At 60.4% G+C, this 20,477-nt stretch carries 19 protein-coding genes and 1 other RNA gene; 9 read left to right on the top strand and 11 right to left on the bottom strand.

What is annotated here, in order from left to right; translation table 11 throughout:
* Window position 1: 1 nt before the first annotated feature.
* The 11 genes from IEX16_RS15080 to ompA all read right to left on the bottom strand — a co-directional run bounded on the left by IEX16_RS15080 (window position 2) and on the right by ompA (window position 9,252).
* Window positions 2–496, bottom strand: a complete 495-nt coding sequence (locus IEX16_RS15080) for a hypothetical protein (protein ID WP_188709310.1) — start codon at window positions 494–496, stop codon at window positions 2–4.
* On the bottom strand, window positions 493–2,913 hold the full coding sequence (locus tag IEX16_RS15075; RefSeq protein ID WP_188709309.1) for a DUF3987 domain-containing protein: 2,421 nt from the start codon (window positions 2,911–2,913) through the stop codon (window positions 493–495). Before IEX16_RS15075 ends, IEX16_RS15080 begins: the two co-directional genes overlap by 4 nt.
* Window positions 2,910–3,185, bottom strand: coding sequence for a hypothetical protein (locus tag IEX16_RS15070; RefSeq protein ID WP_188709308.1), 276 nt, complete (start codon window positions 3,183–3,185; stop codon window positions 2,910–2,912). The genes IEX16_RS15075 and IEX16_RS15070 overlap by 4 nt, the downstream gene beginning before the upstream one ends.
* 10 nt (window positions 3,186–3,195) lie before the next feature.
* Window positions 3,196–3,441 (bottom strand): helix-turn-helix transcriptional regulator, encoded by a 246-nt coding sequence (locus tag IEX16_RS15065; RefSeq protein ID WP_188709307.1) that lies wholly within the window; start codon window positions 3,439–3,441, stop codon window positions 3,196–3,198.
* 173 nt (window positions 3,442–3,614) lie between these two features.
* Window positions 3,615–4,337 carry a hypothetical protein gene (locus IEX16_RS15060; protein WP_188709306.1) on the bottom strand — a complete coding sequence of 241 codons (723 nt, stop codon included), beginning with the start codon at window positions 4,335–4,337 and terminating at the stop codon, window positions 3,615–3,617.
* A gap of 190 nt (window positions 4,338–4,527) precedes the next feature.
* Window positions 4,528–5,202, bottom strand: a complete 675-nt coding sequence (locus IEX16_RS15055) for a hypothetical protein (RefSeq protein WP_188709305.1) — start codon at window positions 5,200–5,202, stop codon at window positions 4,528–4,530.
* 107 nt (window positions 5,203–5,309) lie between these two features.
* A complete protein-coding gene (locus tag IEX16_RS15050) occupies window positions 5,310–6,548 on the bottom strand; it encodes a tyrosine-type recombinase/integrase (protein WP_188709304.1) in 1,239 nt (412 codons plus the stop codon).
* A 212-nt stretch (window positions 6,549–6,760) separates the two neighbouring features.
* Window positions 6,761–7,147, bottom strand: a transfer-messenger RNA (tmRNA) gene (gene ssrA, locus IEX16_RS15045).
* A 12-nt stretch (window positions 7,148–7,159) separates the two neighbouring features.
* The gene (locus IEX16_RS15040) at window positions 7,160–7,825 is read right to left on the bottom strand and encodes an HAD-IA family hydrolase (RefSeq protein WP_188709303.1); all 666 of its coding nucleotides are present in this window, start codon (window positions 7,823–7,825) and stop codon (window positions 7,160–7,162) included.
* Window position 7,826: 1 nt separating this feature from the next.
* Window positions 7,827–8,534 (bottom strand): bifunctional 2-polyprenyl-6-hydroxyphenol methylase/3-demethylubiquinol 3-O-methyltransferase UbiG, encoded by a 708-nt coding sequence (gene ubiG / locus IEX16_RS15035; protein WP_188709302.1) that lies wholly within the window; start codon window positions 8,532–8,534, stop codon window positions 7,827–7,829.
* Window positions 8,535–8,601: 67 nt separating this feature from the next.
* Entirely contained in the window at window positions 8,602–9,252 is a 651-nt protein-coding gene (gene ompA, locus IEX16_RS15030; protein ID WP_188709301.1) for an outer membrane protein OmpA, read from the bottom strand.
* 256 nt (window positions 9,253–9,508) lie between these two features.
* On the opposite strand from ompA, the gene gyrA reads away from it, so the two are divergent.
* From gyrA to lapB, 9 genes are all read left to right on the top strand, one after another.
* The gene (gyrA, locus tag IEX16_RS15025) at window positions 9,509–12,157 is read left to right on the top strand and encodes a DNA gyrase subunit A (RefSeq protein ID WP_188709300.1); all 2,649 of its coding nucleotides are present in this window, start codon (window positions 9,509–9,511) and stop codon (window positions 12,155–12,157) included.
* On the top strand, window positions 12,154–12,726 hold the full coding sequence (locus IEX16_RS15020) for a DUF2059 domain-containing protein (protein WP_188709299.1): 573 nt from the start codon (window positions 12,154–12,156) through the stop codon (window positions 12,724–12,726). The genes gyrA and IEX16_RS15020 overlap by 4 nt, the downstream gene beginning before the upstream one ends.
* Before the next feature lie 78 nt (window positions 12,727–12,804).
* The gene (pheA, locus tag IEX16_RS15015; protein ID WP_188709298.1) at window positions 12,805–13,887 is read left to right on the top strand and encodes a prephenate dehydratase; all 1,083 of its coding nucleotides are present in this window, start codon (window positions 12,805–12,807) and stop codon (window positions 13,885–13,887) included.
* A 39-nt stretch (window positions 13,888–13,926) separates the two neighbouring features.
* Complete coding sequence (locus IEX16_RS15010) at window positions 13,927–14,805, top strand: prephenate dehydrogenase (RefSeq protein ID WP_188709297.1); 879 nt, start codon at window positions 13,927–13,929, stop codon at window positions 14,803–14,805.
* Window positions 14,806–14,814: 9 nt separating this feature from the next.
* Window positions 14,815–16,803 carry a bifunctional 3-phosphoshikimate 1-carboxyvinyltransferase/cytidylate kinase gene (locus IEX16_RS15005; RefSeq protein ID WP_188709296.1) on the top strand — a complete coding sequence of 663 codons (1,989 nt, stop codon included), beginning with the start codon at window positions 14,815–14,817 and terminating at the stop codon, window positions 16,801–16,803.
* A 148-nt stretch (window positions 16,804–16,951) separates the two neighbouring features.
* A complete protein-coding gene (gene rpsA / locus IEX16_RS15000; RefSeq protein ID WP_188709295.1) occupies window positions 16,952–18,637 on the top strand; it encodes a 30S ribosomal protein S1 in 1,686 nt (561 codons plus the stop codon).
* Between the two features lie 67 nt (window positions 18,638–18,704).
* Window positions 18,705–19,016 carry an integration host factor subunit beta gene (locus IEX16_RS14995; RefSeq protein ID WP_188709294.1) on the top strand — a complete coding sequence of 104 codons (312 nt, stop codon included), beginning with the start codon at window positions 18,705–18,707 and terminating at the stop codon, window positions 19,014–19,016.
* Between the two features lie 52 nt (window positions 19,017–19,068).
* Window positions 19,069–19,341 carry a LapA family protein gene (locus tag IEX16_RS14990; RefSeq protein WP_188709293.1) on the top strand — a complete coding sequence of 91 codons (273 nt, stop codon included), beginning with the start codon at window positions 19,069–19,071 and terminating at the stop codon, window positions 19,339–19,341.
* The gene (gene lapB / locus IEX16_RS14985; protein WP_188709292.1) at window positions 19,331–20,476 is read left to right on the top strand and encodes a lipopolysaccharide assembly protein LapB; all 1,146 of its coding nucleotides are present in this window, start codon (window positions 19,331–19,333) and stop codon (window positions 20,474–20,476) included. Before IEX16_RS14990 ends, lapB begins: the two co-directional genes overlap by 11 nt.
* Window position 20,477: the final 1 nt, after the last annotated feature.

The raw sequence follows: 20,477 nt of genomic DNA, 5'->3' as shown, positions 1-20,477 counted from the left end.
GTCATCCCTTTGATTGAATTGGAGCGAATCCGTCGCACCGCTGTAGCTGAAACACCAGCGCCGCCGATAGCTGCGCATCCTTCGCCCGCAAGGCCACCCCGGCCCGCTGCCAGTTTCTACAGTCCCAGGTCTTTCCATGCTGGCCAGACAGGTGAAAGCATTCCAGGCACAGCCGCCGGTCGTCTGCTTCACGATCTCGCGTCACCAGCTTGTCTGCCAGCGCCTCTGCATCCTCCAGGCGTAAGCCCTTGTCGGTGAAGCTCGCCAGCCGCGCCGTGAAGGTGTCAATCTCCGCGCCGGTCATTGCTGCGCTGTGTGGCCATGCCCAGCGGCCGGGGTCAGGTGTCGGGTCGTTGGCTGCCCGTGCATAACCCCCTGTTTTTTGCAAGGGGGCTATATCGCGGCCTACAAAAACTACAGAAACCCTTTTTGTAGTTTCCGTAGGGTCTGCCGTGGGGGCTGTGTCGATTTTTTTGAGTCGCGCCAGCCAGTTCATGCCGCGCCCCTTGCCATCGGGTTGACGGCGTAGCGATCGCTCGGTCTGCCCCGGCCCAATGCGTCACCTGACTGCACCACGTCCCGCCGTAGCCAGTCGTAATCTGCAAGCGCATCCGCTGCCCTGCGCACGGCGTCAGGTGTGGCCAACCCGGCCCAGCCCTTGATGGCAATTTGCCGGGGTGTGAAGCTGTCCAGAATCACGCCGTCCCTGTCCACCAGCTTGCCTGCCCTGATTCTCGATAACAGCGTCACCGCGTCGGTGGTTTCAGGCATCACCGCCGCTGCATACAGGCGGTTTGCATGGCTGCGCAGGTAGTCCCCCCAGGCCAGCGCCCGCAACAGTTCACCCTCATGGATCACGCCGCCACTGTCCGGGGTATCAATCAAAGCAAACACCAGCGCCAGCGCCGGGATCAACTTTCGATACTTGGACAGGTGCGAAATCATCGCCGGGTGCAGGTCATCGCCGCGTATCTCAATTTCAAAGGGAACCAGCCACTCCACAAACAAGGCTTGCGCCGCATCGTCAAAGCGCCAGACGGTCGGCTCTGTGTCGTTGGCCGGTGGCAAGCCTGCCAGCCGATCAAACACGGCCCAAGCGGTCTGTTTGGCCGGGGTGTCTGGCCATTGGTCAACGTGGATAAATTCGCCCGTGGTGTCTGGCCACACGGTCAAACCAAACCGCTGCAACAGACCATCATCCGCACTGCCACCGGCCACCGCACCGCGCACGTATTCCTGAATCCGGCCGGGCTGTATGCCGCCAATCATCGCCAGGCAGACACGGGGGATATGCACCGTCCCGCGCCCGATGCGGTCAAAGGTGTAGCCCTGATTGCCGTCATAACTTTGCAGCATGAAAGCCCGTGCCCCTTCCTGCCCCTGCTTGTCCAGTCCGGTAAGCAGCCCGTACAGTTCGTCCCGATAGGACAAGGTGCCCCACGGGTTTTGCTGCATCAGTTCGCCCAGCTTTTCCACCGTGGCATCGTTGACGACAAAGCGCCGCGCCGTTGGCTCTGCGGGGGTGTCCACCGGCTCCAGCAGCGCCCGCGCCGCCGCCGGGTCTTTGCCTGCCAGCCCCTTGGCTTTTTTCTCGTTGGCATCGTCCTGCATGGCCATCACCTTGCAGTCCAGTGCCCAGGCATCATGCGCGGCCTGCCACAGCTCAAACTCGTTGGCCTGTAGCCGGTGCAGGGGCTTCAAGGCTTCACCCAGCGCCGGGCTTTTCTTCACGCCCGGCCTGCCCACTACCGCGCCCCACAGATTCGGCACGACCTGCCAGTCGTCCCGCGCTTTGGGTTGCACCACAGCCCGCGCTCCGATCAGGCTACTCAAGGCCACCAGCGCCGCCACCGCAGGGAAGTCTGCCGGGCATTGCATCCGGTGGGCAATGTCCATCACCCAAGCCCGCAAGGCCACGGGCAATAACTCGGCATCAAAGGGATCAACCGGGGGCAATGCGTCTGGCAATGGCGTGGGGTCTGGCCAGTCATCAGCACCAGCCACCGCGCACAGTTGCGCCGCATCCATGCACACCTTCACCGCAACGGCCCCGGCCAATTGGTGCAGGTCGTTAAAGTCGGTGGCCTTGTCCGGTCTGCCCGCCGGGAACGATGGCACAGCCAGCAGCCCGCCCACAGCCAGCGCCGCTGCCGTAGCTTTGGTCAGGCCGGGATTACCGTCGGTCAGGTGGTCATCATCAGCCGCGATGATGATTTTCAAGCTGGGGTATTTGGCACGTAAGGCCACCGCCACCGCCTCCAGGTTGCCCGTATCGAAGGCCACCGCCACCGCGTCACCGGTGCATTCATGGATGCTTGCGCCGGTCGCAAAGCCTTCACAGACGATCAGCACGCCCGCCGGTTTGCCTATCGAGTGATAGCAGCCCTTCTTACGCCCGCCGGGCATGAATCGTTTGTCACCGTCCGGGGCTATGGTTTGCAGGCTGTGCAAGGTGCCCGCTGTGTCACGCATGGGGATCATCAGCCTCTGCCCGTCACACTTCACGCCGTGGGGCTGTATACCCTTGCGGGTTAGGTACTCATGCGCTGCCGGTGCCGCTGTCGCGCCTTGCCACATTGCCGCCGCCGTCTGGCTGGCCTGTTGCTGGGTCGCCAATAGGTCGGCTTCGCGCTGTGCCTTCATGGCCTTGATGCGCTGCCGGTGTGCTTCGCGCTCTGCGTCGGTCATGGCGTTGCCTGACTTCGCGCACCAGGTCTGTGTAAGCCCTTCACGCCAGCAGCCAAAAGCCCCAGCCGCTATGCCGTCGGTGTGCAGCATGTACCAGCCGGAATCATCACCACGCCGCCCGTTGGTGCTGAATCGGTGGATTGCGCCGTCCGGATTGATGTTGTCCGGGGCTTCCAGGCCAGCCGCTGCGATGGCCAGCCGGAAGTGCTCGATAGGGTCGCTCATAGCCGTCCCCCTATCTGCTCCAGGAACCGCCGCGCCGTGTCAATCGTGGGCAGGTAGCGCACCAGCCCCCAGCGTTCGGCCCAATAGGTCACAGCGCCGTCGTTCGGGTCGGTACGGTGCAGCGTGTGGCCATGCAAGGCATACGCCGCACGGAGTGAGTGAAACACCTTGTCGGTGTTCGCCGGGTTCGGTACAGTCTGGGTGTCTGTGTGGCCTGCCGTGGGATTGCCGTCCCCGGTGGGCTTTTCTTTGGGCGTGGTGTCTGTGTGCATCAGCCGCCCCCTACGCCGTGGCCAGTTCGGTGCGCTTGGCGTGAAGGCGGTTCACCAGTTCGCGTATTTCCGCGTCTGACTTGCCCGCGATGCGCGCCGCGTTGATGGCCTGTACTTCATCAGACGGCCAGCCTTTCGAGCGTTGCCCGATAGCCACACCGGTGGTGAAAAGCCCCGCCTTGATGGCGTTGTAAATGCTTGCGTGGGAACGGTGCCCGGTTTCAGCCTTAACGGCTGGCATGCGCAATATGGTCATTGAAACCCCTTATTCGTCGTTAGCTATCGCTGGCGGTTGCTAGCGATTGACGGCGAATTTAGGAGGGTTCAAGTCTGATGAATAGGGTCAATTGACTCAGATAACTAGGGGTTGCATAACCCCGGACAACCCCACAAAGCCGCGCCCCTATTGGCTTCGCTGGGGTCTGATAACTATTTTCGAGGCCCAGTCGGCAAATCGTCAGGTCTGAGAATAGTTGCAATAGCGCTAGCCATTTGATCAGACACTTTTCGCTTTTGCCCCAGGGCATTGCGCGTCATCAACCAAGAGATGACCGTGTCATTTTTGGGGGCAGTGGCTTTTGCGTTATGGGGGTCGTAGCTGCGCCAGAATTCGGATGCGGCCGCCTCAAGGTGTCCCAGTAACTCGGTGTGGTGCTTGCCCCATGGCCAGCGGTTGCCAGCGTCAGAAATGCCGAGACTGGCGTTCCCATGTTCGGCTTCATCGCTGCCGTTATTTTGTGGGGCGTTCACGGAGTACCCGATCTCTACTCCCTCCGTCTTGAGCCAATTGGAAACATCGTCTAGTCGCACTAAATAATCGTCCCTGTTTGCCCCAATTGCCCCTAATTCAATGCGAAGAAATATGTGCGGATCGTATGCGGGCAGGACGCCTTTTCCAATTAGCGCATACACCTTTTTCCCCATAGTTTCGATTGCTATTGCAGTACCTTCATCCTCCAACTTTCGTGGCACTTCTTCTTGATTTTTGATGCCCCGAATGGCAAAAATTAATAGCTTTGGTAAGTCAGCGGCTTGAACTAACGCTGGCATGGAAACATGATCTGCATCAGAGCCACCAAAATAGATAACTTTTGAAACAGCCAGCGAGGCGTAATCAAATAACGTAAGGCGTCTAATGTGTGGCTCAGTCATAGCGTCCCCTGTGTCGCACCTGATAGAAAACCAGCTCCGCCGGGTCAGGGTGTCCCGGTATTCGCCGTCGGGGATCAGCCGGTGGCTAGGTGAAGTGCCACAGCGGGCAGGTATGTATTCGAGAGAAAAATGTTCAAAAGAGGAACAATTGACAATCAAGTGAAGTCACGCGCCTCCTAGCTGTAGATTCTTATAACAATTTTCGAGGCCCGGTGGGCAACCCGTCTGGCCTGAGCATCGATGCTATCGAATCGGCCATCGTTTTTGAGACCTTACGATCCGTTTGAAGCCACTCCGACACGGTGGCATTGGTAGGGGCAGTAGTTGCGTCTGAGGGGTCATAGTTCTCTGCCCAATAACGCCGCGCTGCTGCCTCAAGATGTCCCAATGTTTCGGTGTGATGATTACCCCAAGGCCACCGGCAATCCGATTTTCTTTCCCGACTACCTTGCTGGCGATCAAACGGATATACCGAATTCATACCGATCGTGTCCAACCAACGTGCGATGGTGTTTCGCGCGAACTCTTGATTTTCAAAATTGCTGAGACGATTGTTAAGCCAATCCGATAAAGTTGTCTCCTCACCGTAAAGCCAGCAACGGTGATGTAGTTCATCCGCCTTTATGCTTGGAAGCGCAATCTGTGCATTGATTGCTTCACTTTCAGAAACTTCTATCGGGTCACCAAGAGTGTCACTAAAAATTCGGGTGAGTGCATGTTTGTAGTGCAGCTTCATCCGGTCGGTAACTACGCGCACGCGCCATTCCTCAGTATCCGAATCTCGTGGCTCCAAACCCAAGATCAGCGCCGCCGCGTCATACGCTGAGAAATGCTCAGCAAAATCCCAATGCGTTAAGTCCGCCATACGTTCCCTGCCACGTACCTGAAACGAAAACCAGCGCCGCCGGGTCAGGGTGTCCCGGTATTCGCCATCGGGGATCAGCCGATAGCTAGGCGTGGCTTAAAACTGTTCTATGCCGCTTTGAACGGGATCACATCCGCACCCCGCGCCAGCTTGTCCAGGTAATCGGCCCAATGCTGTATCTGTTCAAAGCGTTGTTTCAGGTATTGCGTGCGGTTGTAACTGCGTCCGTTGGCATCCTTCACCGCATGGGCCAGATTGGCTTCAATGGCCAAGGGGTCCAGGTTCAATTGATCCACCAGCATCGTGCGTGCCGTCGCCCTGAATCCGTGCCATGTCTGTTCCTTGCCGAAACCCAGCGCATACAGACCGCTGCGCACGGAGTTATCCGATATGGGTCGGTCGTGGCTGCGCTCACCGGGGAACACATAGCGCCCGTGTCCGGTCAGCGGGTGCAGGCTGCGAAGCAAGGCCACGGCCTGCGTGGGCAGCGGCACGGTGTGCGCTTCGCCCTGCTCTTTTTCCAGTTTGGTGCGCTTCATTTTCATGCTGGGAATGGTCCACAATGCCCCGTCTAAATCAAGCTCTGTCCACTCCATCTCGCGCAGGTTGCCGGGTCGTTGGTACAGCACGGGGGCAAGCTGCAAGGCCGTGCGCACAATCGGCCCGCCTTTGTACTGCTTGATTGCCCTGAGCAGTTCACCCAGCCGAGCCGGGTCAACGATAGCCGCAAAGCTCTTGCCGCGATAGGGGGTCAGACGGCCTTTCAGGCCCTCCGTGATGTTGCGTTGTTCGTTGTTGGTGGTGGGTAGCCAGTAGTCCCATACCTGCCGCGCCAGCATCAGCACCCGGTCTGCCGTTTCCACCGCGCCCCGCTCCTCCACCTTTTGCAGTGCTGCCAGCAGTTCCATCGGGTGAATGTCGGTCATCGCCCGCGCACCGATCCACGGGAACAGGTCGCGCTCCAATTGCCGCAAGGAGCGTTCTGCGTGGCTGGCGCTCCATTGGGGGGCTTGTTTGCCGTACCACTCCAGGGCCACGGCCTTGAAGGTGTCGCCGTCGCTGCGCGTGGCTTTGAGCTTTTCCACCTTGCGCACCTGCACCGGGTCGCGGCCTTCGGACTTTTGCAGCTTTGCCGCGTCACGGGCTTTTCTCGCCGCCGTCAGGCTCACCGCTGGATAGCTGCCCAGGGCCAATTGCTTTTCAGCCCCGGCTATCCGGTATTTCAGAAACCAGCGTTTGGACCCTGCCGGGCTGACTTGCAGGTACATCCCACCGGAATCGGCAAACCTCGCCTGCTTCTTGTCCGGTGGGCAAACTGCGTTTCGGCATTGGGCATCGGTCAGCATGGGGGGACAGGCTCCGGTCAGGGGTGGGGGTACACAAAATGGGGGTACAAGTGGAAAATCCCCCCGTTTTGGCTAGTTCTCCCCCCGTTTGTACCCCCGCCTTAGCTTGGCTGTCAATAGCAGCCCCTGTAGGCAATTGCACAGTAACTTGTTGATTTTTCAAAGAAAAAGGCCGCCAACTGTATGTCGTTAGCGGCCTTTGTATTGCGGTCTGGTGGAGCTGGGGGGATTTGAACCCCCGTCCGCAAGCCTTGTTCGGGCAGATCTACATGTTTAGCGGTCTGATTTAAGTCTCGCCACCTGTGTCGCGCAGTCGCACGCTACACAGGACGCCAGCACCCTATTTTCTTGCCCCGGGTTAAGGTACCCAGCCCGGAGCCAGCCGATGAAATTATCTTTACAGCCGGGAGCATTTAACTTGCGCTAAACACCCCTTGCCCAGCCCATCGACCTGCTGTTGTAAAGCTCACTGGCAATTAAGCAGCGAGTGCGAAACGTTCGTCGTTTGCAGTTAGTTTGTTTGAATCAGTTTTACGAGCACACTCAGCTCGACATGCACCACACCGCGTCCGAACCCACGTCGAAACCAATGCAGCCCCAAGCAGACTAGTTTACGCCAAACGCAGCAAATTCAAGAGCGCGGCAGGTGAAACAATGGTGGCATCGGCCTTCCAGCCCAGGGTATCAGCCGTGGCTCCCAGATAACCGTAGGCTGCAGCCACCGTCGGCATGCCGGCGGCGCGGCCGGCAACAATGTCGCGCTCGTCGTCGCCGACATAAACACAGCGGCCCGGTTCGACATGGAGCTGGCGGGCGGCTTCCAGCAGGGGCGCCGGATGCGGCTTGGCATGTGGTGTGGTGTCGCCGCTGATAATGGTCTGTGCGCTTGAAAAAAGCGGCATCTGGCGTGTCAGCGGCAGGGTGAACCGCGCCGACTTGTTGGTGACCACGCCCCACTTGAGGCCCGCGCCATTGATTTGCGCGATCAGCTCGGCCACGCCGTCGAACGCATAGGTGCGCTCTGTCATGCAGGCTTCGTAATTGAGGAAAAATTCTTCTTTCAGAACGCCGAAATCTGCATGCTCGGGGCTCAAGCCAAAAGCTACGCCGAGCATGCCGCGGGCGCCGGCGCCGGCCATGTGCCGGTAATCAGACAGCGGCAGGGACGACATGCCCCGGTCGGTGCGCATTTTGTCGGCAGCGGCGCCGAGGTCAGGAGCGCTGTCGATCAGCGTGCCGTCCAGGTCAAACAGCACGGCCTCAATCTGGTGAAACATATCAGGTCTTTTGTGTGGCCAGCAGGTAGTTCACGCTGGTGTCGGCACTGAGCCAGTAATGCTGGCTCAAGGGGTTGTATTCCATGCCGCGGGTGTGCTGCAGGTTCAGCCCGGCGCTGCGGCAATAGCCCGCCAGTTCGCTGGGTTTGATGAACTTGGCGTATTCATGGGTGCCGCGCGGCAGCAGGCTTAACACGTACTCGGCCCCGACAATCGCAAACAAAAAAGCCTTGGCATTGCGGTTGATGGTGGAGAAAAACACATGGCCGCCCGGTTTGACCAGCGTGGCGCAGGCGCGCACAACCGACGAGGGATCGGGCACATGCTCCAGCATTTCCATACAAGTCACGACATCAAAGCTGGCCGGTTGCTCGGCCGCCAGGGCTTCCGCGCTGACTTCGCGGTACGCGACACCCTGCGTTCCTGCTTCCAGCGCATGCAACTGCGCGACTTTCAGGGCCTTGCTCGCCAAGTCGATGCCCAGCACCTGCGCACCCTGCCTGGCCATGGCATCGGCGAGAATCCCACCGCCGCAACCAATGTCCAGAACACGTTTGCCCTGAAGCGGCGCCAGGCTTTCGATCCAGCCCAGCCGCAAGGGATTGATCTGGTGCAGCGGGCGGAATTCGCTGTCCAGGTCCCACCAGCGATGTGCCAGGTCGGAGAATTTGGCCAGCTCGGCGGGGTCAGCGTTTTCATTGGTGTGCATGGCTTGATTATCGCGCGGGCATAAAAAAACCGCGCCGTAGCGCGGTTTTTTTGCAATCCGTGAAGGATTAACGGTTGGCGCGGGTACCAACGACTTCGATTTCAACGCGACGGTTTTTCGCGCGGCCTTCGCCGGTCTTGTTGTCAGCAACTGGCTGTTTCTCGCCTTTGCCTTCGGTGTAAACGCGGTTTTTCTCAACGCCTTTGGACACCAGGTAAGCCTTGACGGCTTCGGAGCGGCGAACCGACAACTTCTGGTTGTAGGAGTCGCTACCCACGGCGTCGGTGTGACCGACAGCGATGATGACTTCAAGGTTGATGTCTTTGATTTTGCCGACCAGGTCGTCAAGCTTGGCTTTGCCTTCAGGCTTCAGCACAGACTTGTCGAAGTCAAAGAACGCGTCAGCGGCGTAAGTGACTTTGGTAGCTGCAGGAGGAGCAACAGGTGCAGGAGCGGGAGCGGGAGCGGGAGCAGGTGCTGGAGCGGCAGCTACAGGAGCTGGCGCGGCCACAGGTGCTGCAGGAACAATAGCGCCGTCGCAGCCTGGAGCGGCGGTAGCCGGTGTCCAGAAGCCATTGCGCCAGCACAGTTCGTTGGTGCCGTTTTTCCAGACCAGCTCGTTCGTGCCGTTTTTCCAGTTGTCAATTGTTTGTGCACCAGCGGCGGTTGCAAGCGCTGCGGAAGCAAACAACATTGCCACTTTGTTGAGTTTCTTCATGGTTCTCCTCTAGAGAAAAGCCGCAGACTTGCTGCGATTGAATACACGCCGTGAGTGACCATCACTCAAAGCGTTACAGTTATTGTGCCATAGCTCATTCGCCGTTCAAGCGCGGTATCGCCTTCGTCCGACACAGAATGAAGATTCTTTGTTTTCTGTTGCGGGCGTGCCACACCCCGGCTGACCTAAACTCAGGCCTTAAAATCAGCAGGCTTCGCTCCACGAGCGCACTGCCAAATCCAATTCAGGCCTCTCCATGACCCAGTTTGCCAAAGAAACCTTGCCCATCAGCCTTGAAGAGGAAATGCGGCGCAGCTACCTTGACTACGCGATGAGCGTGATCGTCGGTCGCGCTTTGCCGGATGCCCGTGATGGTCTGAAACCGGTTCACAGGCGCGTGCTGTTTGCGATGCACGAACTGAATAACGACTGGAACCGGCCTTACAAAAAATCCGCCCGTATCGTCGGCGACGTGATCGGCAAATACCACCCACACGGCGACCAGTCGGTCTATGACGCGATCGTGCGCATGGCCCAGGATTTCTCGCTGCGCCACATGCTGGTCGATGGTCAGGGCAACTTCGGATCGGTGGACGGTGACAGCGCCGCTGCCATGCGCTACACCGAGGTGCGTCTGTCCAAAATTGCCCAGGAAATGCTGGCCGACATCGACAAGGAAACGGTCGACTTTGGGCCCAACTATGACGGCAGTGAAAAAGAGCCCCTGGTCCTGCCCTCGCGCATTCCCAACCTGCTGATCAACGGCTCGGGTGGCATTGCCGTGGGCATGGCCACCAACATCCCGCCGCACAACATCAACGAAGTGATCGATGCCTGCCTGCACCTGCTGAAAAACCCCCAAGCCAGCATCGACGAACTGATGGAAATTATTCCGGCGCCGGACTTCCCCACAGGCGCAATCATTTACGGCATCAATGGCGTCAAGGACGGCTACCGCACGGGCCGTGGCAAGGTGGTCATGCGCGCGCGTTGCCATTTCGAGGACATCGACAAGGGTCAGCGCCAATCCATCATCGTTGACGAACTGCCCTACCAGGTCAACAAGAAGACGCTGCAGGAGCGCATGGCCGAGCTGGTCCATGAAAAGAAAATCGAGGGCATCAGTCATATCCAGGACGAGTCCGACAAGTCCGGTATGCGCCTGGTGATCGAGCTCAAGCGCGGCGAAGTCCCTGAAGTGGTCCTCAACAATCTGTATAAACAAACCCAGTTGCAGGACACCTTCGGCATCAACATGGTGGCGCTGGTCAACGGCCAGCCCAAGCTGTGCAACCTGAAGGATTTGATCCAGGTCTTTCTGTCGCACCGCCGAGAGGTGGTCACACGCCGCACGGTGTTCACCCTGCGTAAAGCACGCGAACGCGGCCATGTGCTTGAAGGCCTGGCTGTCGCGCTGGCCAATATTGATGACTTCATTGCCATCATCCGCAACGCGCCAACGCCACCCGTCGCCAAGGCCGAACTGATGCTGCGTTCCTGGGACAGCAGCCTGGTTCGCGAGATGCTGACCCGCACGCGCGCGGACGGCGGCGTGGTCAATGCGGACGACTACCGTCCGGATGGGCTGGAAAAAGAATATGGCATGGGCGGCGACGGCTTGTACCGCTTGTCCGACACCCAGGCCCAGGAAATCCTGCAAATGCGTCTGCAGCGCCTGACCGGCCTGGAGCAGGACAAAATTGTTGCCGAGTACAAGGAAGTGATGGCTGAGATCGACGACCTGCTCGACATCCTGTCGCGGCCGGAGCGGGTGTCGACCATCATCGGCGAAGAGCTTTCGGTCATCCGCCAGGAATTTGGCCAGACCAAGCTGGGCGCACGCCGCAGCCAGATCGAGCACAGCTCCTTCGACCTGAGCACCGAAGACCTGATCACCCCGACCGACATGGTCGTGACCCTGTCGCACACCGGCTATATCAAAAGCCAGCCCTTGTCCGAATACCGCGCGCAAAAACGTGGCGGCCGGGGCAAGCTGGCAACGGCCACCAAGGAAGACGACTGGGTGGACCAGCTCTTCATCGCCAACACGCACGACTACATCTTATGTTTTTCCAATCGCGGCCGGCTCTACTGGCTAAAGGTCTGGGAAGTGCCGGCCGGTTCGCGCGGCTCACGTGGCCGGCCCATCGTCAATATGTTCCCCCTGCAGGAAGGCGAAAAAATCACGGTGGTGCTGCCCCTGACAGGTGAAAAGCGCACCTTCCCGGGCGACCAGTATGTGTTCATGGCGACGTCCATGGGCACGGTCAAGAAAACGGCACTGGATGAGTTCAACAACCCGCGCAAGGGCGGCATCATCGCGGTAAACCTGGACGACGGCGACTACCTGATAGGCGCGGCGCTCACCGATGGCAAGCACGATGTCATGCTTTTCAGTGATGGCGGCAAGGCCGTCCGTTTCGACGAGGACGATGTACGCCCGCTGGGCCGAGCCGCCCGTGGTGTGCGCGGCATGGCGGTGGATCCAGGGCAAACCGTGATCGCCATGCTGGTAGCCGAAGACGAACAGCAAAGCGTACTGACTGCCACCCAGAACGGCTTTGGCAAGCGCACCTCCATCCAGGAATACACGCGCCACGGCCGCGGCACCAAGGGCATGATCGCGATCCAGCAAAGCGAGCGCAATGGCAAGGTGGTTGCGGCCACACTCGTGCATGTGGACGATGAAATCATGCTGATTACCGACAAGGGTGTGCTGGTTCGCACCCGCGTCAGCGAAATACGTGAGATGGGACGCGCCACCCAGGGCGTCACCCTGATCGGCCTAGACGAAGGCTCCCAGCTCAGCGGCCTGCAGCGCATCGTCGAAAACGACGCGACACTGGACGATAGCGAAGGCGAAGGCGATCCTGCCAACATCCCCAATCCGGATACCTCTGAATGAAAAAACTACTGACAGCCCTGCTGGTGGCAGGCTGCACATTTTCCGCCGCTAGCCAGGCCCAAACCGCCGACCCCAAACTGGAGTGGGCCGTCAAAGTGGTGGCACTGCAGCAGGCCGATCTGGACGGCATCGTGGGGCAACTCGTCGGCACCGCCGCCCAGGACATCGTGGCTGGGTGGGCACCCCGCTTTGACAGCGCGGTGCCGAAAGCGCGTCAAGCCAAAGCGACCGAAGAGTTCAATACAGAACTTGCCAAATTTTCCGCTGACGCCAACAAAATCATCACCAGCAAGGTCGGGCAGGTGAACAGCGAAGCGTTGGTACCCGCCTACATGGAGCGTTTCAGCCTGGACGAACTCAAACAGCTCGCCGCCTTTTTCGAGTCGCCCGTCATCAAGAAATACAAGGCTGCCACCCCGGAACTGGTGGATGTATTCTTGAAAAAACTCGTGGCAAGCACCCAACCCGACGTGCTCGCCCGCGTCAAACAGTTTGATGTGGCAGCAAGCAAGATTGTGGGCTCGGCACCTGCGGCACCGGCCGCAAAACCACAGCCACAGAAAAAGTGATCCTCGCGCGCCAGCCTTGGCACCGTCCCTCCCGGCGCCAGGGCTCCGCGCAAACGCCTCGTCCGATACCGATCCGCCATGACCCAGACCCTCCTGCAACTCCGCCAGCAAATCGATTCCGTGGACCAGCAATTGCTGATGCTACTGAACCAACGTGCGACATTGGCCAATGAGGTCGGCGATATCAAACGGCATGAGGGCTCGCCGGTTTTTCGTCCGGAGCGCGAAGCCCAGGTGATTCATAGCTTGCAGGCAGCCAGCCCCGGACCACTCAAGGGTGACAGCATTGCGCATATCTGGCGCGAGGTCATGTCGGCCTGCCGCGCCCTCGAAGCACCGCAGCGGGTGGCCTACCTGGGACCGGCCGGAACCTTCAGCGAGCAGGCCGCGGTGCAATTTTTTGGCTCCAGCATCGAGCATGTGCCTTGCGCCAGTTTTGATGAGGTCTTTCGCGCCGCGACCTCAGGCACGGCCCAATTCGGCGTGGTGCCGGTTGAAAACAACACCGAAGGCGTGGTCACGCGCACACTGGACCTGTTTCTCAACTCCCCCGTGCATGTCATCGGCGAAATCAGTCTGCTGGTGCGCCACAACCTGCTGCGCCTGTCGCCCACGCTTGAGGGCGTTGACGTGGTGTTGGCCCATGCCCAGGCATTGGCGCAGTGCCAGGGCTGGCTGGCCACGCATTTGCCAAACGCCGAGCGGCGCGCGGTGTCCAGCAATGCGGAGGGCGCGCGTCTGGCCGCTGGCAACCCGGCGTGGGCGGCCATTGCGAGCGAACGCGCCGGCGCTGAGTTCGGCCTGCACCTTGGCGCTCACGCCATACAGGACGACGCTTTCAACCGCACCCGCTTTGCCGTGATCTGCCTGCCGCAGGTGCTCGGCGCGCCCGAAGCCTCTGGCAAGGACTGCATCAGCCTGATCGTCTCGGTGCCGAACCGGCCCGGCGCCGTGCACGATATCCTGGTACCACTGAAAACCCACGGCGTGTCAATGACGCGTTTCGAGTCCCGCCCTGCCCGCTCGGGCCAGTGGGAGTATTTTTTCTATATTGACCTTCAGGGCCACCCCTCGCAGCCGCACGTGGCCGCAGCCCTGAAAGACCTGCAGCAGCTTTGCGCCTTTTACAAGGTGCTTGGCACTTATCCTGCAAGCGACTGAGCCCCATGAAGCAACTGCAAGCAAACCCGGCGTCGTCGCATGTTTGAACAACTCGGACTTATAGGCTGCGGCCTGATGGGCGGCTCGTTCGCGTTGGCGCTCAAACGCGCCGGCCTGGTCAAGCGTGTCGTCGGCTACAGCAAGTCGCCGTCCACCACCGAGCGCGCACGCCAGATGGGTGTGATTGACGTGGAAGCTCCCTCTGCCTTGTTGGCGGTGTCCGGCGCCGACATCGTGCTGCTGGCGGTGCCGGTCTCAGCCACCGAAGCCTCGTTCAAGGCCATTCGGCATCTGGTCGGCCCCAATACGCTGATCATGGACGTCGGCTCCACCAAGCGCGACGTGGTGGACGCCGCGCGCCGCGTTCTGCGCGACCACCTGGGCTGCTTTGTGCCGGCGCACCCGATCACCGGCAAGGAAGTCTCTGGCGTGGAGCATGCCGATGCTGACCTTTACTTCGGCAAACAGGTCATCCTGACACCGATCGAGCGCACCTTCACCGTCCAGCTCGAAAAAGCGGTCAATGTCTGGACAGCCCTGGGCTGCAACGTGCTGAAGATGTCGCCCCAGTCGCACGATGCGGCCTATGCCGCCGTCAGCCACCTGCCGCACCTGATTGCCTTTGCGCTGATCAACAGCATTTCGGGCCAGGCCCAGGGCAAGGACTACCTGTCGCTGGCCGGGCCGGGTTTCCGCGATTTCACGCGTATCGCCGCCAGCGATCCCAAGATGTGGCGCGACATCCTGATCGCCAACAAGGAAGAGTTGCTGGAGCAATCCAAAATTTTCCAGAACACCCTGCAAGATCTGGAAAAACTGATTGCAACCGCCGACGGGGATACGCTGGAAGACCGGATCGAAAAAGCCAGCCAAACACGCGCCAACTGGCGCATCAGTTCGCCGAAATCGCTCAAATAGGCCTCCCCCATGTTCGACACCGCCTTCCTGGACATTCCAGCATTGACGGGTGCCGGGGGCACCGTCCACCTTCCCGGCTCCAAAAGCATTTCCAACCGGGTGTTGCTGCTCGCGGCGCTCAGCGAAGGCCGCACAACGGTGCACGACCTACTGGCTTCCGACGACACCGCCGTAATGCTGGCCGCGCTCAGGCAACTGGGCTGCGGCGTCGATGCAAGCGGCAGTACCGCCGTGATCACCGGCCTGGGTGGCCGGGCGGTGCAGCAGCAGGCAAAACTCTACCTGGGCAACGCCGGCACGGCGATGCGCCCCCTGACTGCGGCGCTGGCGCTGTTGGGCGGCGATTTTGAACTCTCGGGCGTGCCGCGCATGCATGAGCGGCCCATCGGCGACCTGGTCGACGCCCTGCGCGGACTCGGCTGCGCCATTGACTACCTGGGTGAAGACGGCTTTCCGCCGCTGCACATCCGCACCGGCCAGCTGGTGCTGGATGCCCCGATCCGCGTGCGCGGCGATGTCTCCAGCCAGTTCCTGACGTCCCTGCTGCTTGCGCTGCCCCTGGTGGCAAGCCGTGAAATCAGCATCGAAGTCGTCGGCGAGCTGATCTCACGGCCCTATGTCGAGATCACGCTCAACCTGCTGGATCGCTTCGGCATCGCTGTCCAGCGCGAGGGCTGGCAGCGTTTCACCATACCGGCCGGCAGCCGCTACCGCTCGCCGGGTGACATCCACGTCGAGGGCGACGCTTCATCTGCCAGCTATTTCATAGCGCTTGGCGCAATAGGGGCATGGGCTGAAGGCCAAAAAGGCATTGAAATTGAAGGTCTGGGCGAAGCGTCCATCCAGGGCGACATCCATTTCATCGAAGCGGCCCGACAGATGGGTGCCCGGATTGATGCCAGCGCCAACAGCCTGCGCATCCGACGCGGCGCCTGGCCGCTCAAGGCCATAGCCCTGGACTGCAACCACATCCCCGATGCGGCCATGACCTTGGCCGTGATGGCCCTGTACGCCGACGGCACCAGCACGCTGCGCAACATCGCAAGCTGGCGGGTCAAGGAAACCGACCGCATCGCCGCCATGGCCTGCGAGCTGCGCAAGCTTGGCGCCAGTGTTGAAGAAGGTCAAGATTTTCTGAAGGTCACGCCACCGGTCCTGTGGCAGACCGCGCCCATTCACACTTACGACGATCACCGCGTGGCCATGTGTTTTTCACTGGCGGCCTTCAACCCGGCGCGCCTGCCCGTGCGCATTCTTGATCCCCGCTGTGTTGGTAAAACCTTTCCCGATTACTTCGAAACCCTGTTTTCGGTGACACGCACCGAGCCCGAGCTGGTTCCCGTGATCTGCATTGACGGCCCGACGGCTTCCGGCAAAGGCACAGTCGCTGCCGTGGTGGCCCAAAAACTGGGTTACCACTTCCTCGATTCCGGTGCGATGTACCGCATTACGGCGCTCGCTGCCACGCAGGCCGGACTGGCCATCGGCCCGGCGCAGGAACCAGCGATTGCTGCGCTGGCGCGCCAGCTTCCGGTGCGTTTCGCGGATGGCAAGGTTTTCCTGGGCAATCAGGACGTGACGGAAACCATACGCACCGAAGAAGCCGGCATGAATGCCTCGCGCGTGTCGGCCCTGCCCAGCGTACGGCTGGCGCTTGTCGACCTGCAACACGGCTTCCGGCAGTTGCCGGGGCTGGTCGCCGACGGCCGCGACATGGGCACGGTGATCTTCCCGGATGCCGCGCTGAAAATCTTCCTGACGGCAAGCGCCCGGCAGCGCGCCGAACGACGCTATAAGCAGTTGATTTCAAAGGGAATTTCGGCTACACTCGGCGGGATTCAGCAGGATTTGGAGGCACGCGACGCCCGCGACATGTCTCGGCAAGCAGCTCCTTTGAAACCCGCTGATGACGCTGCGCTACTGGACAACTCCGAGCTGTCGATTGAAGAATCGGTGGCCCAGGTATTGAAATTGTGGCAAGGCACCCGGCCCTTCTGACCCCCGTACATTTTTGTAGGCACGCCAGTGCTTCGGTCAGCAGGATCATTAACTTAACCGCGGTCACCCGCACCAAACCGCCGCAGTCAGCTCTAAAAACGATAGCAATTGTGCTGTCGGAATCCTGTGCTGTGGACTAGGAAACTCAATGTCAGAATCTTTTGCCGCCCTCTTTGAAGAATCGCTGAAACGCTCTGAAATGCGTACCGGTGAAGTCATCACCGCTGAAGTTGTCCGTATCGACCACAACCACGTTGTCGTCAACGCCGGACTCAAATCCGAGGCTTATGTCCCGCTCGAAGAATTCAAGAACGACCAGGGCGAACTCGAAGTCCAGGTCGGCGACTTTGTCTCCGTGGCCATCGATTCCGTCGAAAACGGTTATGGCGACACCTTGCTGTCCCGCGACAAGGCCAAGCGCCTGGCTTCGTGGATGAGCCTGGAAAAAGCCCTGGAATCCGGCGAGTTTGTGACCGGCCAGACCAGCGGCAAGGTCAAGGGCGGCCTGACCGTCCTGGTCAACGGCATCCGCGCCTTCCTGCCCGGCTCGCTGATCGACACCCGCCCCATCAAGGACTTGTCTCCGTACGAGAACAAGACCATGGAATTCAAGGTCATCAAGCTGGACCGCAAGCGCAACAACGTCGTGCTGTCACGCCGTGCGGTTGTCGAGGCGTCCATGGGTGAAGAACGCGCCAAGCTGATGGAAACCCTCAAGGAAGGTTCTTCCGTCAAGGGCGTGGTCAAGAACATCACCGAATACGGTGCCTTTGTGGACCTGGGCGGCATTGACGGCCTGCTGCACATCACCGACATGGCATGGCGCCGCGTGCGTCACCCGAGCGAAGTGGTGACGGCTGGCCAGGAAATCGTCGCCAAGATCCTGAAGTTCGATACCGAGAAAAACCGCGTCTCGCTGGGTCTGAAACAGATGGGCGACGATCCGTGGATGGGCGTGAACCGCCGCTACCCGCAAAGCACTCGCCTGTTCGGCAAGATCACCAACATCGCCGACTACGGCGCATTTGTCGAACTCGAGCCAGGTATCGAAGGTTTGGTCCACGTGTCCGAAATGGACTGGACCAACAAGAACGTGGCTCCGAGCAAGCTCGTGACCCTGGGCGACGAAGTCGAAGTCATGGTCCTCGAGATCGACGAAGACAAACGCCGCATCAGCCTGGGCATGAAGCAGTGCAAGGCCAACCCGTGGCAGGAATTTGCACAGGACACCAAGCGCGGCGACCGCGTCAAGGGCCCGATCAAGTCGATCACCGACTTCGGCGTCTTTGTGGGCTTGGCTGCCGGCATCGACGGCCTGGTGCACCTGTCTGACCTCTCGTGGAATGAGCCTGGCGAAGCTGCCGTGCGCAACTACAAAAAGGGCCAGGAAGTCGAAGCCATCGTGCTGGCTGTGGACGTGGACCGCGAGCGTATCTCCCTGGGCATCAAGCAGCTCGACTCCGATCCGTTTACCACCTTCGTGTCGATCAACGACAAAGGTGCGATCGTGACCGGCAAGGTCAAGACCGTGGATGCCAAAGGCGCCGAGATCGATCTGGGCGAAGACATCATCGGTTACCTGCGCGCCAGCGAAATCAGCCGTGACCGCGTCGAAGACGCGCGCAACGTGCTGAAAGAAGGCGACGAAGTGTCCGCAGTCGTGGTGAACGTGGATCGCAAGACCCGCAACATCCAGCTGTCGGTCAAGGCCAAGGACAACGCCGACCAGCAGGAAGCCATGGCGACCCTGAGCCAGCAGTCATCGCGCGAGAGCGCTGGCCTGACCAGCCTGGGCGCCCTGCTGCGCGCCAAGCTGGACAACACCGAGAAGTAAACGGATCTCTGCGAATGGCGTGCCCGCTCTCCGGAACGGCACGCCATTTCGCTGTCCCCACATTCCCATGACCCGAAGCGATCTTGTCGAAGAACTGGCGGCCCGATTCAGCCAGCTGACACACCGCGACGCCGAATATGCCGTCAAGACGATTCTTGACGCCATGAGCGACGCGCTGGTGCGTGGGCACCGGATCGAGATCCGGGGCTTTGGCAGCTTTTCCATCAACCGGCGTCCGCCGCGCATGGGGCGCAATCCGCGATCCGGCGAAAGTGTGGCGATTCCGGAAAAACGCGTGCCCCATTTCAAGCCAGGCAAGGCCTTGCGTGAAGCGGTGGACACCCGCACCGAAGAAATGCTGGTTTCCCAGCCCAAATAGACTTGGTCCCGTCGCGGCTGGCTACAATCGCCAGACCACAAGGGGACGCCAAGTGAAATACCTGATGTGGCTGCTCAAGGCAGCCATTTTTTTTACGCTTTTTGCGTTCGCGCTGAACAACCAGCAAGTCGTTTCCGTGAATTTCTTTTTCGGAACGCAGTGGCAGGCGCCGCTGGTGCTGGTGGTACTGGTGACTTTTGCGTTCGGCCTGGCCGCCGGCATCCTGATGATGATGCCGCGGTGGTGGAAAAAACGCCGGAACACCCGTCTCAGCCAGCAAAGCCAGCACAGCGAGAACCCTTCCACCATGCACCATGGACTTTGACTTCACCTGGGTCCTGCTCGGCTTTCCCATCGCCTTCACCCTGGGCTGGCTGGCCTCCCGCCTTGACCTGAGGCAAATGCGCATTGAAAACCGGCAGGCGCCCAAGGCCTATTTCCGGGGCCTGAATTTCCTGCTCAACGAGCAGCAAGACCAGGCCATCGACGCCTTCATCGAGGCGGTGCAAAACGACCCCGACACCTCGGAGCTGCACTTCGCGCTCGGTAACCTGTTTCGCCGCCGCGGTGAATACGAACGCGCGGTGCGCGTGCATGAACACCTGATGTCGCGCGGCGACCTGACCCAGCCCGAGCGCGACCGCGCGCAACACGCGCTGGCGCTCGACTTCCTCAAGGCCGGCCTGCTGGACCGCGCCGAGGTCGCGCTGCGAAAGCTAGAGGGCACCAGTTACGAGGAAGAAGCGCGGCTGGCGCTGTTGTCGATTTACGAGCGTTCACGCGACTGGGCCCATGCCACGGAAATCGCCGGCAAGCTCGACAGTGCGAACCACGGCAGCTTCAGCGGCCGCCAGGCGCACTACCTTTGTGAGCAGGCCCATGCGGCGTCCGCGTCTGGTGACACGGCGCAGTCGTTGGAGACCTTGCAACAAGCGGTTAGCCTGGCCCCGGCTTCGCCGCGGCCGCTGCTCGACCTGGCTAAATTACAAAGCCAGCTTGGCCGGCACGCCGACGCATTCACCACCCTTCTCAAGCTTGAGAAAAACGCGCCTCAGTCGCTGCCACTGGCAGCCGGGTTGCTTGGCAACATCGCACAACAATGCGGCCAGCAGCAGCAGGCGCTGGACTTGCTGCAGGCCAGTTACGCCGCCGCGCCGTCGATTGACCTCATCGAAGCCATCATCAAGCTCGATACAGGCTCGGCGGAGCCGCGCGACCGGTATGTCCGGCATCTGGAACGTGAAGCCTCGCTGGTGGTGGCGGCCAAATGGATTGCCGGCGAAAGGCTTGGCGACGCGCATCAACACAGCCTGGTGCAGCGCGCACTCGACAAGGCCACCAAACCCTTGCTGCGTTACCGCTGCGCGGCCTGCGGTTTCGAAGCCACCCAGCATTTCTGGCACTGCCCCGGTTGCCAGGCCTGGGACAGCTATCCGGCCCGCCGGATCGAAGAGTTATGAA

This window comes from Polaromonas eurypsychrophila (assembly GCF_014641715.1).
Lineage (GTDB): Bacteria > Pseudomonadota > Gammaproteobacteria > Burkholderiales > Burkholderiaceae_C > Polaromonas > Polaromonas eurypsychrophila.
Note: the sequence above shows the minus strand (reverse complement) of the source record. Positions and strands in the feature narration are given on the sequence as shown.

Bases quoted from the DNA above. Each gene is read 5' to 3' on its own strand.
- IEX16_RS15080 (WP_188709310.1), bottom strand. From the start codon at position 496: ATGAACTGGCTGGCGCGACTCAAAAAAATCGACACAGCCCCCACGGCA.
- ubiG (WP_188709302.1), bottom strand. From the start codon at position 8,534: ATGCACACCAATGAAAACGCTGACCCCGCCGAGCTGGCCAAATTCTCC.
- pheA (WP_188709298.1), top strand. From the start codon at position 12,805: ATGACCCAGACCCTCCTGCAACTCCGCCAGCAAATCGATTCCGTGGAC.
- rpsA (WP_188709295.1), top strand. From the start codon at position 16,952: ATGTCAGAATCTTTTGCCGCCCTCTTTGAAGAATCGCTGAAACGCTCT.
- gyrA (WP_188709300.1), top strand. From the start codon at position 9,509: ATGACCCAGTTTGCCAAAGAAACCTTGCCCATCAGCCTTGAAGAGGAA.
- IEX16_RS15005 (WP_188709296.1), top strand. From the start codon at position 14,815: ATGTTCGACACCGCCTTCCTGGACATTCCAGCATTGACGGGTGCCGGG.
- IEX16_RS15040 (WP_188709303.1), bottom strand. From the start codon at position 7,825: ATGTTTCACCAGATTGAGGCCGTGCTGTTTGACCTGGACGGCACGCTG.
- IEX16_RS15065 (WP_188709307.1), bottom strand. From the start codon at position 3,441: ATGACCATATTGCGCATGCCAGCCGTTAAGGCTGAAACCGGGCACCGT.
- IEX16_RS15070 (WP_188709308.1), bottom strand. From the start codon at position 3,185: ATGCACACAGACACCACGCCCAAAGAAAAGCCCACCGGGGACGGCAAT.
- ompA (WP_188709301.1), bottom strand. From the start codon at position 9,252: ATGAAGAAACTCAACAAAGTGGCAATGTTGTTTGCTTCCGCAGCGCTT.
- IEX16_RS14995 (WP_188709294.1), top strand. From the start codon at position 18,705: ATGACCCGAAGCGATCTTGTCGAAGAACTGGCGGCCCGATTCAGCCAG.
- IEX16_RS15060 (WP_188709306.1), bottom strand. From the start codon at position 4,337: ATGACTGAGCCACACATTAGACGCCTTACGTTATTTGATTACGCCTCG.
- IEX16_RS15050 (WP_188709304.1), bottom strand. From the start codon at position 6,548: ATGCTGACCGATGCCCAATGCCGAAACGCAGTTTGCCCACCGGACAAG.
- IEX16_RS15020 (WP_188709299.1), top strand. From the start codon at position 12,154: ATGAAAAAACTACTGACAGCCCTGCTGGTGGCAGGCTGCACATTTTCC.
- IEX16_RS15010 (WP_188709297.1), top strand. From the start codon at position 13,927: ATGTTTGAACAACTCGGACTTATAGGCTGCGGCCTGATGGGCGGCTCG.
- IEX16_RS15075 (WP_188709309.1), bottom strand. From the start codon at position 2,913: ATGAGCGACCCTATCGAGCACTTCCGGCTGGCCATCGCAGCGGCTGGC.
- IEX16_RS15055 (WP_188709305.1), bottom strand. From the start codon at position 5,202: ATGGCGGACTTAACGCATTGGGATTTTGCTGAGCATTTCTCAGCGTAT.
- lapB (WP_188709292.1), top strand. From the start codon at position 19,331: ATGGACTTTGACTTCACCTGGGTCCTGCTCGGCTTTCCCATCGCCTTC.